Raw genomic sequence first — 12786 nt, 5'->3', positions numbered from 1 at the left:
TCGGGTGTGTAGTTTACGCGGGGAGCAACGCGTGCAGTCCTCGGCTGCGCTGCAGCTGTGCGACGATGTGCGCGCACGCCAACGCGTCCGAATCCGCCCGGTGGTGCTCCAGCGCAAACCCTGGCGCGCAATACTCCGCGACGGTGGGCAGGCGGTGGTCTGCCAGGTGCGGAAGCAGGCGCCTCGCCATGCGGCAGGTGCAGTAGAACTGCTCCGGGTACGTGCCGGTGAAGTAGTAACGGTCCAGCCCACGCCACACCGACGCGTCGAAGGTGGCGTTGTGCGCGTAGACAGGTGCGCCGCCGACGAAGCGCACGATCTCGTCGGCGATGTCGAACCAGGAGGGTGCGTCCTCGATATCGCCGCGATAAATGCCGTGGATGTGGCTGAACTCGAACCGGATGTACTCCTCGGGCGGACGCAGGTACGTGCACATCTGGTCCACCACTTCCCCACTGGCGACCTTCACCAGCGCCACCTGGCACGCCGAGGCGCCGGAGAGGCGGTTGGCGGTTTCAAAGTCGACGGTCACGAACTCGTCTTTAAGCAGCTCGCTTCTCGACGGTATCCACTTCGCCGTCGCCACCTTCTTCGGTGCCCGTGCCTTTCCGGTCAGCTCCGCGCGCGGTGTTGTGGGAAGCACCTTTTCCTCGGCCACCTTGGCCTGCCACGCGGCCTTGTGGGGTGCAGGGTCGCGCCCCTCGCGACGGGCGTTGCGCTCTTGCGCCTTGGCCAGCCGCTTTTCCAGGTTCACCCGGGCGTCCGCGTGGCGGGCTCGCGGCGCGGACGCGATCCAGCCGCGGATGACGTCGGCACACGCGGCGTACTGGCCCAGCGCGCTGTGGAGCGCCGCCGCCTCGGCGACGTAGAGATCCAACGCCCACGCCGGGTCCTGGCGCGAGGCATCCTGCATGGCCACCATGAGGGTTTCCGCCAGCACGAGCGCGGCCCTCGGCTGGCCGTCGCGCTTGAGCTGGCTCACCCGGGGTAGGTGCTCCCAGATCGGCCGCCCTTTCACGGTGGGCGGGCCGGCGGCGGCGACATCTCCCAGGCGAGTCTCCACGCTGGAGGTGTTGCCGTCGAGGTAGTTGCGTGTGGCGTCGATAAGCGGCATGCCCGGCACGCTACAGCGCGCGTCGACGCATGGGCCGCGGCATTAGCTCACGCGTTCGACGACGGCCCCGCGATCCGGCCCTTCAGCGACGAACACCTCGTAGCCGTCGAACTGCTCCGCCAACTGGCCGGCGGCGGCGTGGGCGGCGTCGGCGTTGTCGCACAGCACGGCCACGGTGGGACCGGAGCCGGAGACCAGCGCGCGGCGGCACGTCCGACCTGCTGCTTCCAAAACGCGCTTGAGCACCGGGCGCATGGTCATGGCGGCTGGCTCGAGGTCGTTGTGCAGCGCAGCGGCCACGCGTGCGACGTCGTCGGACGTGATTGCCTGGGACAGCGCCGTCGGGTTGAGGTGCGGGACAAGGGCGGGGTTGCCGTGCCGGAGGTCGTCGAGAAGCGAGAACGCCCTGCCAGTGGGGATGCCAATCTTGGGGTTCACAAACACCCAGTGCAGGCGGCCGCGGGACAGCATCTCCACCAGCTCATCGCCGCGGCCGGTGCCGAGCGCGGTGCCGCCCATGAGCGAAAACGGCACGTCGGCGCCGAGCTGCACGGCGAGGTTGTGCAGCGCCTCGGTGGTCAGCGGGTCGCCGTACTCTGCCACCAGCGCGTTCGCGGCGACGAGCGCGGCTGCCGCATCCGCGGAACCGCCAGCCATCCCTCCGGCGACGAAGACGTGCTTGTCCACCTCGATGTGCACGCGGGGCACGGCGACGCCGGCGCGCGCGACCACCGCCTCAACAGCCCGCCACGCGAGGTTGCCCGGGCCGTCGATGTCCTCGCCCGGCTGGTCCACGAAAAACGTGGTGCGCATGGAAGCCACTACCGGCCCGTCTACGGGTTCGCCGTCGATAAGGAGCCGCACCACCTCTCGCCGGTCCACGGCGTGGAAGACGCTGACCAAGTCGTGGTAGCCGTCAGCGCGGGCCTCCCCCACGCCGAGGTGCAGGTTCACCTTGCCCGGGGCGGACGCGACAATCTCACGCGGCATGGCGCGCCTTACCCAAGCGGATGAAGTCGTCCACGGTGAGCTTCTCGCCGCGCAGCCCCGGGTCGATGCCGGCCTCGCGCAGGGCCGCCTCGGCGGTCGCAGCGGAGCCGTACACACCCGACAACGTCGAGCGCAGCGTCTTGCGGCGCTGCGCGAAGGCGGCGTCGACCAACGGAAAGACGGTCTCGCGCAGGTCGCGGGGTGCATCGGGTGCGACGTCGATGCGCACGAGCCCCGACTCGATGTTCGGCGCCGGCCAAAACACGTGTTTGCCAATCGTGCCCGCACGCGAGACGTCGCCATAGAACGCGGCCTTGACGCTGGGCACCCCGTAGATCTTCGACCCGGGCTGCGCGGCGAGGCGGTCCGCAACTTCCTTCTGCACCATCACCAGCACCCTGCGTATCGACGGCAGCTCCGCCAACAAATGCAGCAGCACCGGCACCGAGACGTTGTAGGGCAGGTTGGCCACCAGCGCGGTAGGCGCTTCCACAAAGTCGTCGCGCGTGACCTGCAACGCGTCGGTGTTGATGACGGTGAGGCGCCCAGCGAACTCCGGCGCGAACTCGCTGACAGTGGCGGGTAGACGTCCGGCCAAACGTGGGTCGATCTCCAGCGCGGTCACGCTCGCTACGGTGTCCACCAGCCCCAGGGTGAGGGAACCCAGCCCGGGGCCCACCTCAACGACGTGGTCGTCCGGAGAGACGCCCGCAGCGGCGACGATGCGACGCACGGTGTTGGGGTCGTGCAGAAAGTTCTGCCCCAGCTTCTTCGTCGGCGTGACGTCCAGCTCTGCCGCAAGCTCGCGGATTTCCGCGGGACCGAGGAGCCTTGCTTGACCCATCTAGCGGATACCCAGGCGGGCGGTGCAGGCCGGCCACGCGCCCCAGCCCTGTGCGGCCTGGACACGCTCGGCGACGGCGATCTGCTGCTCGCGGGTGGCCTGGTCCGCGGTGGCGGCGTACTCGGTGCCGCCGTAACCCGCCCAGGTGGACGGCGAGAACTGCAGGCCGCCCTGGTAGCCGTTGCCGGTGTTGATGGCCCAGTTGCCGCCGGACTCGCACTGCGCGATGGAGTCCCACACGCTACCGCCGGCAACCGCCGGCGCGGCCGTGGTTGAGGTTGCAGCGCGGGCAGTCGTCGTCGCAGGAGCGCTCGCTGCGGGTGCGGGCTTCTTGGTGCCGCGCGCGATGACGGCCGGCTTCGCCTTCTTCACCACCTTTTCCTCGGCGATGTTTGCCGACTCCACCACGCCGTTGACGGTGACCGTGCGGTGGATGATCTTGGATTCGCCCTGCTCGCCCTTTTCCCGGACCTTCTCGGTGCCCTCCTCGAGGGTCGCGTCCTCGACGTACTCGGCGGGAGCCTCCACCGTGACGGTCTCCGGGCGGTCAACGGTGCTCACCCGGTCCAGCACGATCTCCATGCCGGCCACGACGGGCTCAGACAGCGCAACGTTGAGGCGGTCGTCCGAGTCGAACGCCGTTCCGCGGGCCGACAGCAGCTCGCCCACCGTCTTCGCGGCGGCGGAGATGTAGGTCAGCTCACCGCCGTCACGCAGCGCGACGATTTTCGGGGTGGTCACGTCGAGGTTCATGCCCTCGGTGACCGGCTGGTCGCGGTCGGCGTCCACAGCGGCCGCACCCGCCACGCCCGCCTGGTCGATCAGCTCGCCGACCGTGCTGGCGGTGGAGGTGATCTGCTGCGCCACGCCGTCGATGACCACGGCGACCGGCTTCGCGGTGCGCACGGTGACCGTGTCGCCACTGTCGATCTTCTCGCCCGGCGCCGGATACACCAAGTCCGCCGGCGCGACCTCTACGTCCGCGGCCTGCAAGGCGCCGGCGACGTCCGAGGCGTAGGTGCGCACATTGGTCTGCTCACCGTTGACATCGACAGTGATCTGCTTCTGGGTCGCGAGCGCGGTGCCCGCGCCGCCCACAAGTACGGCGCCGGCGATACTGCCGGCGACTGCGCGTTTGGTGGCGGTCTTTTTCGGGGTGATCCGTTTCGTCTGACGGGACATGTGCTTCCTCACAGGTGGGCTCGACTGCAACTCCTCAGCAGATAACCCGGGTAACAATACGGTAACGCCCGCTGCGTTTCAAGCGTTTTCCGCCCAGCTCACACCCCGTAGACGCGGGAGAACGTCTCGGCCACCTCACGCGCCACATCTGCCACGTCCATTCCGCGAGCTTCGGCGACCACCTTGGCGGTGTGCCCGATCAAGGCCGGCTCGTTCTTCGCCCCGCGGAACGGCTCCGGCGTCATGAACGGCGCATCGGTTTCTACCAGCAGCTGCCCCACCGGCGCGAGCGCCGCTGCAGCGCGCAGTTCCTCATTACGCTTGAACGTGACATTGCCGGCGAAGCTGAGCACATAGCCGCGCTCGATCGCCTCCCGCGCCACGTCCAGGTGCGAAGAAAAGCAGTGCAGGATCACGTGCTTCGGGCGCGGAGCGTCGTCGAGAATGCGCATGACCTCGGCGTCGCCCTCGCGGTTGTGGATCATCAGCGCCTTGCCCGATTCCACCGCCAGGTCGATGTGCCAGCGAAACGCTTCCTCCTGCACCTCAAGTGGCGCGGTGGCGTCCACGTCGTGCGTGAGCCAGTACGTGTCGATGCCGGTCTCCCCCACCGCCACGCAGCGCGTATCCGCTGCCATGCGCGTCAGTTCCGCGCGAGCGTCGCTGTCGAGCTCATGGGCCCGCGTCGGATGGATCGCGCACGCGGCAAAGACACGGTCATTCAGGTGCGCGGCCTCAAGCGCACGCTTGGCTTCCTCCAACCCGTCACCGACGGTGCAAATGCGCTCCACGCCGGCGGCCACAGCTCTGCCCACAACGGCATCGATCTCTTCCTGCGTGCGCGCACCGCAGGAGGCGAGGTGCGTATGCGCATCGACGAGGCCCGGGATCGGCTCGGCGGGCACTGGCGTGGGACGCGGTTTCTTTTTGCTCATACGATGCACCCTATGGCATTTGCAGACATAGACTCAGCGACCCAAAGCCAGATCGACGCGGACCTTGCGGAAGCAGCGGGCCGCGGCATCAACGGCTCCCCGGCCGATATCGTCGGCTCGTTCGAGGCCGATCTCACCGATTACCTCGCACTTCCCCCAGACGTGCGGCGCTCGTACCCGCGCGGGGAAACAGCCCGCATCTACGGCACCGCACTGGGCCAGGCGCTCGTGCGCGAGGGCTTTTCCTGGAAGCTGCTGAGCGACGCCTACGGCACCGACCTCGTAGTGGTGAAGAACCCCGGCGAAGCGGACGAGAAGTACACCGCGCCGCTAGTGGTGGTGGACCAACGCTTCGAGGACGAGGAACCCGGCAAGCTCACCGAGTTTTTGGGACAATTCCTGTGACCGAGTCGATCATGCCGCTCGTCCGGCCAGAATTTCGCAGGCGCGCGCGGCTCATCCCCCACCCGCATGTGGAATACGGCGCGACCCGCTGGCTCGCCTCCCACGGGCAGGCGCTGTTTCCCCACCCCCATCGCGAAGGCGTAGAGCTGCTCCGGTCGGGCCGCACCCTCATTTACAAACCTCGCAACCCCAAGGGCGCGCTGCTGTGGCTCCACGGCGGCGGCCACATCATCGGGCACCCGAGCCAAGACGGCCCGTTGTGCGCGAACACCGCCGCGGAGGTTGGCGTCACCGTGATTGCCCCGCGCTATCCGCTTTCCCCTGCCCACCCGTTCCCCGCCGGCCTCAACGCGGCGCTTGACACGTGGGCGTGGATGCACGAGCACGCCGACGAATTCGGCGAGCCGTTCGCCATCGGCGGCGAAAGCGCGGGCGGCGGACTGGCCGCCGCGGCGTGCCAACGGTTGTACGACGAGCACGGCCCCCAACCCCGGGCCCAGTGGCTGTTTTGCCCGATGCTTGACGACCGCCCCACCGCTGACCGCCGACGAGACATCCCGCGCGACAGGCCGGTGGCCAACAACGAGCAAACCCGCTTCGCGTGGACCTCCTACCTGGGCCAAGCGCCAGGAAAGGAACACGTGCCTGAGTACGCGGTGCCCGCCCGCCGGGTCGATCTGTCAGGGCTGCCGCCCGCCTGGCTGTCAACCGGCGACATCGAGCTGTTCTACGAGGAGATCTGCAGCTACGCCCGCCGCTTGCGCGAGGCCGGGGTGCCCGCGCAGCTGGAAATCGTCGAAGGCGCCCCGCACGCGATTGAGCTGTGGGCGTTCGACATCGACGTGGTCAAGCAGATGCTCGCCTCGGCGCGCGCGTGGCTGGGCGACCAGCTCTAGCTACTGCACCGGGCTACTGCACCGGGGCCCATTCCGGGCCGGTCTCGCCCAGCTCGGGGTCCAGCTTGGCAATCAGGGGCTGCGGCTTGGACAGCTCGGTGCCCGGCGTGACCTCGACGCGCTTCCACACCGCCTGCTGCTGGGTGTAGTCCCCAGTGATGGTCAGGTAGGTCTGGCCCTTCTCCGGCAGGCCGACGCCGACAAGGTTGTAGTCGGCATCGTCCACGACCTCTTCCACCCGCGGCTCCGCCGCCCACACGCCGGTGCGGCCGAGGGTCTCGTGGACCTTCTGCGCGGTGTGCGGCAAAAACGGCGTAAGCATCGCGTTGCAATCCGAGACCACCTGTAGCGCGATCCACAACACGGTGGCCAAGCGCTCGCGCTGGGTGTCGTCCTTGGCTAGCTTCCACGGCTCCTGCTCGGCGATGTAGGCGTTCGCCTCGCCCACGACGTGCATGATCTTGGTGATCGCCGACTTGAAGTGAGCCTTGCCCAGCGCTTCGCCGGCGGTCGTGAACGTCTCGGCCGCGAGCTCCAGGATGCGCTCGTCGGACTCCTCGAGCGTGCCCGGCGCCGGCACCTGTCCAAAGTTCTTGTGGGCCATGGACACAGTGCGGTTGACCAGGTTGCCCCAGCCGTTCGCCAGCTCGTTGTTCACGCGGCGGACAAATTCGTCCCAGGTGAAGTCCGTGTCGTTGTTCTCCGGGCCGGCCACGGCGATGAAGTAGCGCAGCGGGTCGGGGCCGAATTCTTCGAGGAAGTCCTTGACGTAGATCACCACGCCCTTGGAGGAGGAGAATTTGGAGCCGGACATGGTGAGGAACTCGGAGGAGACGACCTCCGTAGGCAGGTTCAGCTCGCCGAGCTCGTGCACCTCGCCGCCCTTGGACCCCTTGCCTGCGTACCCCAGCAGCTCCGCGGGCCAGATCTGGGAGTGGAAGGTGATGTTGTCCTTGCCCATGAAGTAGTAACCCTCGGTGGCAGGGTCCTGCCAGAACTCCTTCCACGCCTCCGGGTCGCCGGTGCGGTGCGCCCATTCGATGGAGGCGGACAGGTAGCCGATCACGGCGTCGAACCAGACGTAGAGCTTCTTCGACGGGTTGTCCTGCCAGTCCTCCACCGGGATGGGAATGCCCCAGTCGATGTCGCGGGTCATGGCGCGCGGGCGCATGTCCTCGAGGAGGTTGAGGGAGAACTTCAGCACGTTCGGTCGCCAGTCCGCGCGGGTGGTCAACCACTGCTCCAACGCATCGTGCAGCGCGGGCAGGTCGAGCATGAAGTGCTCGGTCTCAACAAACTTCGGCGTCTCACCGTTGATCTTGGACACCGGGTTGATCAAGTCCGCCGGATCCAGCTGGTTGCCGCAGGTGTCGCACTGGTCGCCTCGGGCGTCCGTCGCGCCGCAGATCGGGCAAGTGCCTTCGATGTAGCGGTCCGGCAGGGTACGCCCAGTCGACGGGGAGATCGCGCCCTGCGTGGTCTCGCGGACCATGTACCCGTTGTCGTTCAGGCCGCGGAACAACTCCTGCACCACCGCGTAGTGGTTGCGGGTGGTGGTGCGCGTGAACAGGTCGTAGGACAGACCCAGACCCGCCAGGTCCTGCACGATCTGCCGGTTGTAGCGGTCCGCCAGCTCCTTGACGGTCACGCCCTCCTTGTCCGCCTGGACCAGTAGCGGTGTGCCGTGCTCGTCGGTGCCGGAGACCATGAGGACGTTCTTGCCGGACATTCGCTGGTAGCGGGCGAAGACGTCAGACGGGACGCCGAAGCCTGCCACGTGGCCGATGTGGCGCGGACCGTTGGCGTACGGCCAAGCAACGCACACAAGAACGTTCTGGTTGGTCTCGGGAGAAGTCATGGCTCACAGCATAAGTTATGGCCCCGCTTGCGCTCTGCAATGCTCAAGCGGGGCCGTGCCGTCAGGGCGTCGAGAAGCTAGGCCTCCTACTTCCTGCGCGTCTGCAGCATGCCCTTGACTTGCTCGCGGCGGGCGTCAAGCTGCGCTTGATCGCGGTGCATGCGGCGCTCAATGGCGAGCTGGCGCGCGAAGCGCTCCTGCTCCTTCTTGTCCAGGTAGATCGTGTCGTTGGACATGTCCTTCACAATCGCGAACATGAGCGCGATCAGGATGAACAGGAACGGGGTTGCGGCCACGATGGTCACGGACTGCAGCGAGTTCAGCGCGTCCGACCCACCGGAGATCAAAAGCGTCAGGCCGACGAATGCAGTGGCCAGGCCCCACATTGCCGCGAGCCACGGCTTCGCCTCGGTCTTGCCGGACTGGGTCATGGACGCCATCACGGTGGACGCGGAGTCCGCCGATGTGATGAAGAAGGTGCCCAGCAGGATCAGAGCGAACACGCCCATGATGTAGCCGCCCGGTAGGGAGTGCAGCAGGTTGAACAGCTGCTCCTCGTTGGAGCCGTCGCCAACGATGGACTCGCCAGCCTGCTCCATCTTGATGGCGGTGCCGCCGAAGATGGCGAACCACACGGTGGACAGGCCGGCCGGAACCAGCATGACGCCGAGGCAGAACTCGCGCACAGTGCGGCCGCGGGAGATACGCGCCAGGAAGGTGCCCACGAACGGGGACCAGGAGATCCACCACGCCCAGTAGAAGATGGTCCAGCCGGAGAGGAACTCGCCGGCTTGGCCATCAGAACTCTCAGCGGTGCGGGCTGCCATCTCGAAGAAATTCTGCAGGTAGCTGCCCACGGCGGTCGGCAACATGTTCAGCTGCGCCACGGTCGGGCCCAAGACGAACACGAAGATTGCGAGGATGGCCGCGATGACCATGTTCGCGTTGGAGAGCCACTGGATGCCCTTGGACACGCCCGACATCGCGGATAGCAGGAATGCAAGGGTCAGGACAGTGACGATGCCGATGGTCAGCTTGGTGGACGGGTTGTCCACGAAGCCGGAGGCCTCCAGTCCGGAACTGATCTGCAGCGCGCCAAGGCCCAGGGAGCAGGCGGTGCCGAAGATGGTGGCGAACACGGCGAAGCCGTCGATGAGCTTGCCCAGCCACCCGTTGGCGGCCTTCTCGCCGATCAGCGGAATGAACGCGCTGGACAACAGCTGTTTCCGACCAAGCCGGAACGTGGAGTAGGCGATGGCCAGACCGAGGATGGCGTAGACGGCCCACGGGTGCAGCGTCCAGTGGAACATGGTCTGCGCCATGGCGGTGCCGACCTCGTGCTCGTTGTGTCCCGGCACGCCGTCGAGGTACATCGCCAGCGGCTCGGATGCGCCGTAGAACATCAGGCCGATGCCCATGCCTGCGGCGAACATCATGGCGATCCAAGAGGTTGTCTTGAACTCGGGCCGCTCATCCGCGCTTCCCAACCGGATTCGGCCGAAGCCGGAAAGGGCGATGACGATGACGAAGGCGACGAAGATGGTGCCGCCGAGGACAAACGCCCAGCCCAGGTTCTCGATGACCCAGCTAAACGCGCTGTCCGCGAAGGCGGAGAAGCTGTCCGGAGCCGCCAGACCCCAGCCGACTACCGCCGCGACAATCACAGCGAGGGGGATGACGATGCCCCAGTTGACGGGCGCGTCCTCGGCATCGGCGGCGCGCTCGACGCTCTCCTCCGGGTCGGTGTATTCGGGCTGCACGCCATCGCGGTCCGCGCGCAGCAGCGCGGCGAGCTGGCCGACTGCAGATGAATCGTTCGTTTGGATGGGATCCGTACTCCGCGGCTCCGCACCGGGATCATGAGGATCCCTGTGAAGATCACGCTGAGACATAACATTCTCCTCGCAAATATTCAGGTGTTTTCTAAGGCGCAAGCAGGCTAGCGCAGAACACGCCTTCGCGCTAGCCCGCGCACGCTGCCCCAAGCGGGAAGAAGCCGCCCCGGTTGCCCTTATCCGCGCGCGTCGAGTGCCGCGTCGTAGAGGTCCCCCACCTTCACGCCGTGTTCTTTCGCTACCCGTTTCGCGGCATCCTTCATGCGCTCGCCGCCGTGGACGAGCTCCAGCACTAGGCCCACTAAATCCTCCGGCTCGGCGTGCTGCTGCGCACCGCCCTCGATCACCACCGTGATCTCCCCGCGCACTCCGCCTTCGGCCCACTCGGCGAGCTCCCCAAGGGTGCCGCGCTTGACCTCCTCGTACGTCTTTGTCAGCTCGCGGCATACCGCGCCGCGGCGGTCCGGGCCCAGCACGTCGGCGGCGTCGGCAAGCAACTGCTCGATGCGGTGCGGCGACTCGAAGCAGCAGACCGCGCGTCGCTCGTGCACCAGGGTCTCCAACCAGGCCCGGCGCGCCCCCGTCTTCCGCGGTGCGAAGCCGTCAAAGATGAAGTGGCCGACATTCAGACCCGACAGCGCGAGCGCCGTGGTCACCGCCGACGGCCCCGGGATACACGTGACGGGGATGGACGCGTCGTGGGCGGCGGCGACGATGGAATAGCCCGGGTCGGATACGAGCGGCATCCCGGCATCGGTGACTACCAGGACCGTGCCGGCACGTGCGGCGTCGAGAAGCTCGCGTGCCCTGGAGTCTTCGTTGTGGTCGAAGTTTGACACCACGCGCCCGGAGATCTCCACGCCGAGTGCTGCGGCGAGCGCGCGGGTGCGGCGCGTGTCTTCCGCCGCAATCACCTCCGCGGCGGCGAGCGCCTGCGCCAGCCGGGGCGACGCATCCGCTGCGTTGCCCAGCGGGGTTGCCGCGAGCACAACGCCGGTGGGAAGGATCTGCGTCTGGTCTTCGTGCTCGGCGAACATACCCCGGGAGCATACGCGCAAGGCGCTAGTATTTTGCGTCGTGACCACTATCGCGAGCACCCCGAACCCGTCCGGACCACCCGTCGGCCCTGACGCGGCGTCGCCCGAGTCGACGCGGACCGTGCGGCCTGGCCGCCCGGCACCGCAAGCGCCGGTCACTGTGCCATGGACACGCCGCGACACGGTCGCCGCGTCTGTCATCGGCGTGCTCGCGCTGCTCACCCGCTTCATTGGCCTGTTCCAGCCGACGAGCTCCGGAACTCCCGTTTTCGACGAGAAGCACTACGTGCCGCAGGCGTGGGACATGGTGCGCAGCTGGTTCAACCCCGTCCTCGGCGGCATCGAGTCCAACCCCGGGTTCGGTCTGGTCGTGCACCCGCCGCTGGGCAAGCAGCTCCTGGCGGTAGGCGAAAGCCTCTTCGGCTACACCCCGTACGGCTGGCGCATCATGACGGGCCTGTTCGGTACCGCCGTGATCGTCTTCGTGTTCCTCCTGGCCCGGCGCGTGAGCCAGTCCACGAACATTGCCCTGGTTGCCGGGATTATCGCTCTGTTCGACGGTGTTCTGCTGGTCGCGGCGAAATTCGGCATGCTCGACATCTTCCAGGTGCTGTTTGTGGTCATGGCCGCGTGGACGTTGGCTGGCGACATGCGCGAGGTGCATCACCGCTGGCACGACGCGTGGCTCACCGGCGCACTCGACGGCACTGGGCCCTTCGGGCCCCGCGTGGGCTTCCGCTGGTGGCGCTTCGCCACCGGCGTACTCCTTGGCCTCAGCTTGTCGGTGAAGTGGTCGGGGCTGTACTACATCATGTTCTTCGGCCTGCTGTCGTCCTTCTGGGACCTGTTCCTGCGGCGCCGCTACGGCGTGGAGAAACCGATCGCGGGCACCTTGCTTAGGGACGTCCCTTCGGCCCTCGCCTCCATCGTCCTCGTCCCCGCCCTGCTGTACCTGTGGTCGTGGCGGGCGTGGTTCGCGTCGGAGACGTCCGTGTACCGGCACTCGCTTTCCGACGGCACCATCGCCGACTCCGACTGGCCCTGGCTGGCCAACCTGCCCGAACCGATTGCCGGCTGGTTCTACTACCACTTTTCCGTGCTGGACTTCCACGCCTCCTTGACGTCTTCGTCCGGCCACTCCCACCCGTGGGATTCGAAACCGTGGGCGTGGCTGGTCGCTGCCCGTCCGATCCTCTATTACTCCGCAACCGACCTGGACTGCTTCGTCGCGCCCGGCGACGGCACGTGCCGCGAGATGATCTACCTGTTTGGCACCCCCGCCATCTGGTGGCTCACCGTGCCCGTCCTGCTGTGGGCGTGCTGGGTCTGGCTGACCCGCAAAGATTTCAGGGTCATCGTGCCGATGATCGCCTTCGCGGCCGGGTTCCTTCCGTGGTTGGCGGCCTTTGACCGCCAGATGTACTTCTTCTACGCCACCGCGCTGGTGCCCTTCACAGCGGTGCTACTCGCGCTCGCGGTGGGCAACGTGTCGAAGCTAGGTGGGCTCGTGAAGTGGCCGTGGCTGCGCAAAGTGGCGGGTTTTGACATGCGGTGGGGCCAACTCGCCGCCGTTGTCTACGTCGCCCTCGTGGTGGCAAGCTTCATCTACTGGTCTCCCATCTTCTACGGCTTCCGCATTCCGGACGCGTGGTACCACTCCATCATGTGGCTGCCGAGCTGGAAGTAGCCG

At 67.2% G+C, this 12786-nt stretch carries 11 protein-coding genes; 3 read left to right on the top strand and 8 right to left on the bottom strand.

Annotated features, from left to right (window positions below):
• Nucleotides 1-13: 13 nt before the first annotated feature.
• The 5 genes from CUREI_RS11920 to CUREI_RS03725 form a co-directional block, all read right to left on the bottom strand.
• Nucleotides 14-1114, bottom strand: coding sequence for an exonuclease domain-containing protein (locus tag CUREI_RS11920; RefSeq protein WP_084768153.1), 1101 nt, complete (start codon nucleotides 1112-1114; stop codon nucleotides 14-16).
• A 42-nt stretch (nucleotides 1115-1156) separates the two neighbouring features.
• On the bottom strand, nucleotides 1157-2104 hold the full coding sequence (locus CUREI_RS03740) for a 4-(cytidine 5'-diphospho)-2-C-methyl-D-erythritol kinase (protein WP_038610578.1): 948 nt from the start codon (nucleotides 2102-2104) through the stop codon (nucleotides 1157-1159).
• Complete coding sequence (gene rsmA, locus CUREI_RS03735) at nucleotides 2094-2948, bottom strand: 16S rRNA (adenine(1518)-N(6)/adenine(1519)-N(6))-dimethyltransferase RsmA (protein ID WP_038610575.1); 855 nt, start codon at nucleotides 2946-2948, stop codon at nucleotides 2094-2096. Before rsmA ends, CUREI_RS03740 begins: the two co-directional genes overlap by 11 nt.
• A complete protein-coding gene (locus tag CUREI_RS03730) occupies nucleotides 2949-4130 on the bottom strand; it encodes a resuscitation-promoting factor (RefSeq protein WP_038610572.1) in 1182 nt (393 codons plus the stop codon).
• A 98-nt stretch (nucleotides 4131-4228) separates the two neighbouring features.
• Nucleotides 4229-5065 (bottom strand): TatD family hydrolase, encoded by an 837-nt coding sequence (locus tag CUREI_RS03725; protein WP_038610570.1) that lies wholly within the window; start codon nucleotides 5063-5065, stop codon nucleotides 4229-4231.
• A gap of 12 nt (nucleotides 5066-5077) precedes the next feature.
• Here CUREI_RS03725 and CUREI_RS03720 point away from each other — a divergent pair, with 12 nt between their 5' ends.
• Together CUREI_RS03720 and CUREI_RS03715 are read left to right on the top strand one after the other, a co-directional pair.
• The gene (locus CUREI_RS03720) at nucleotides 5078-5470 is read left to right on the top strand and encodes a DUF3806 domain-containing protein (protein WP_038610567.1); all 393 of its coding nucleotides are present in this window, start codon (nucleotides 5078-5080) and stop codon (nucleotides 5468-5470) included.
• Nucleotides 5467-6366 carry an alpha/beta hydrolase fold domain-containing protein gene (locus tag CUREI_RS03715; RefSeq protein ID WP_144242407.1) on the top strand — a complete coding sequence of 300 codons (900 nt, stop codon included), beginning with the start codon at nucleotides 5467-5469 and terminating at the stop codon, nucleotides 6364-6366. The genes CUREI_RS03720 and CUREI_RS03715 overlap by 4 nt, the downstream gene beginning before the upstream one ends.
• Nucleotides 6367-6379: 13 nt before the next feature.
• Here CUREI_RS03715 and metG read toward each other — a convergent pair whose 3' ends face one another.
• The 3 genes from metG to rsmI all read right to left on the bottom strand — a co-directional run bounded on the left by metG (nucleotide 6380) and on the right by rsmI (nucleotide 11096).
• The gene (gene metG, locus CUREI_RS03710) at nucleotides 6380-8224 is read right to left on the bottom strand and encodes a methionine--tRNA ligase (protein WP_038610565.1); all 1845 of its coding nucleotides are present in this window, start codon (nucleotides 8222-8224) and stop codon (nucleotides 6380-6382) included.
• An 86-nt stretch (nucleotides 8225-8310) separates the two neighbouring features.
• Nucleotides 8311-10116: a BCCT family transporter gene (locus tag CUREI_RS03705; RefSeq protein WP_038610562.1), complete on the bottom strand. Its 1806-nt coding sequence runs from the start codon at nucleotides 10114-10116 to the stop codon at nucleotides 8311-8313.
• 119 nt (nucleotides 10117-10235) lie between these two features.
• The gene (rsmI, locus tag CUREI_RS03700) at nucleotides 10236-11096 is read right to left on the bottom strand and encodes a 16S rRNA (cytidine(1402)-2'-O)-methyltransferase (RefSeq protein WP_038610559.1); all 861 of its coding nucleotides are present in this window, start codon (nucleotides 11094-11096) and stop codon (nucleotides 10236-10238) included.
• 40 nt (nucleotides 11097-11136) lie between these two features.
• Here rsmI and CUREI_RS03695 point away from each other — a divergent pair, with 40 nt between their 5' ends.
• Entirely contained in the window at nucleotides 11137-12783 is a 1647-nt protein-coding gene (locus tag CUREI_RS03695) for a dolichyl-phosphate-mannose--protein mannosyltransferase (protein ID WP_407919151.1), read from the top strand.
• Nucleotides 12784-12786 lie beyond the last annotated feature (3 nt).

Origin of the sequence: Corynebacterium ureicelerivorans (assembly GCF_000747315.1) — a bacterium.
GTDB lineage: Bacteria > Actinomycetota > Actinomycetes > Mycobacteriales > Mycobacteriaceae > Corynebacterium > Corynebacterium mucifaciens.
Note: the sequence above shows the minus strand (reverse complement) of the source record. Positions and strands in the feature narration are given on the sequence as shown.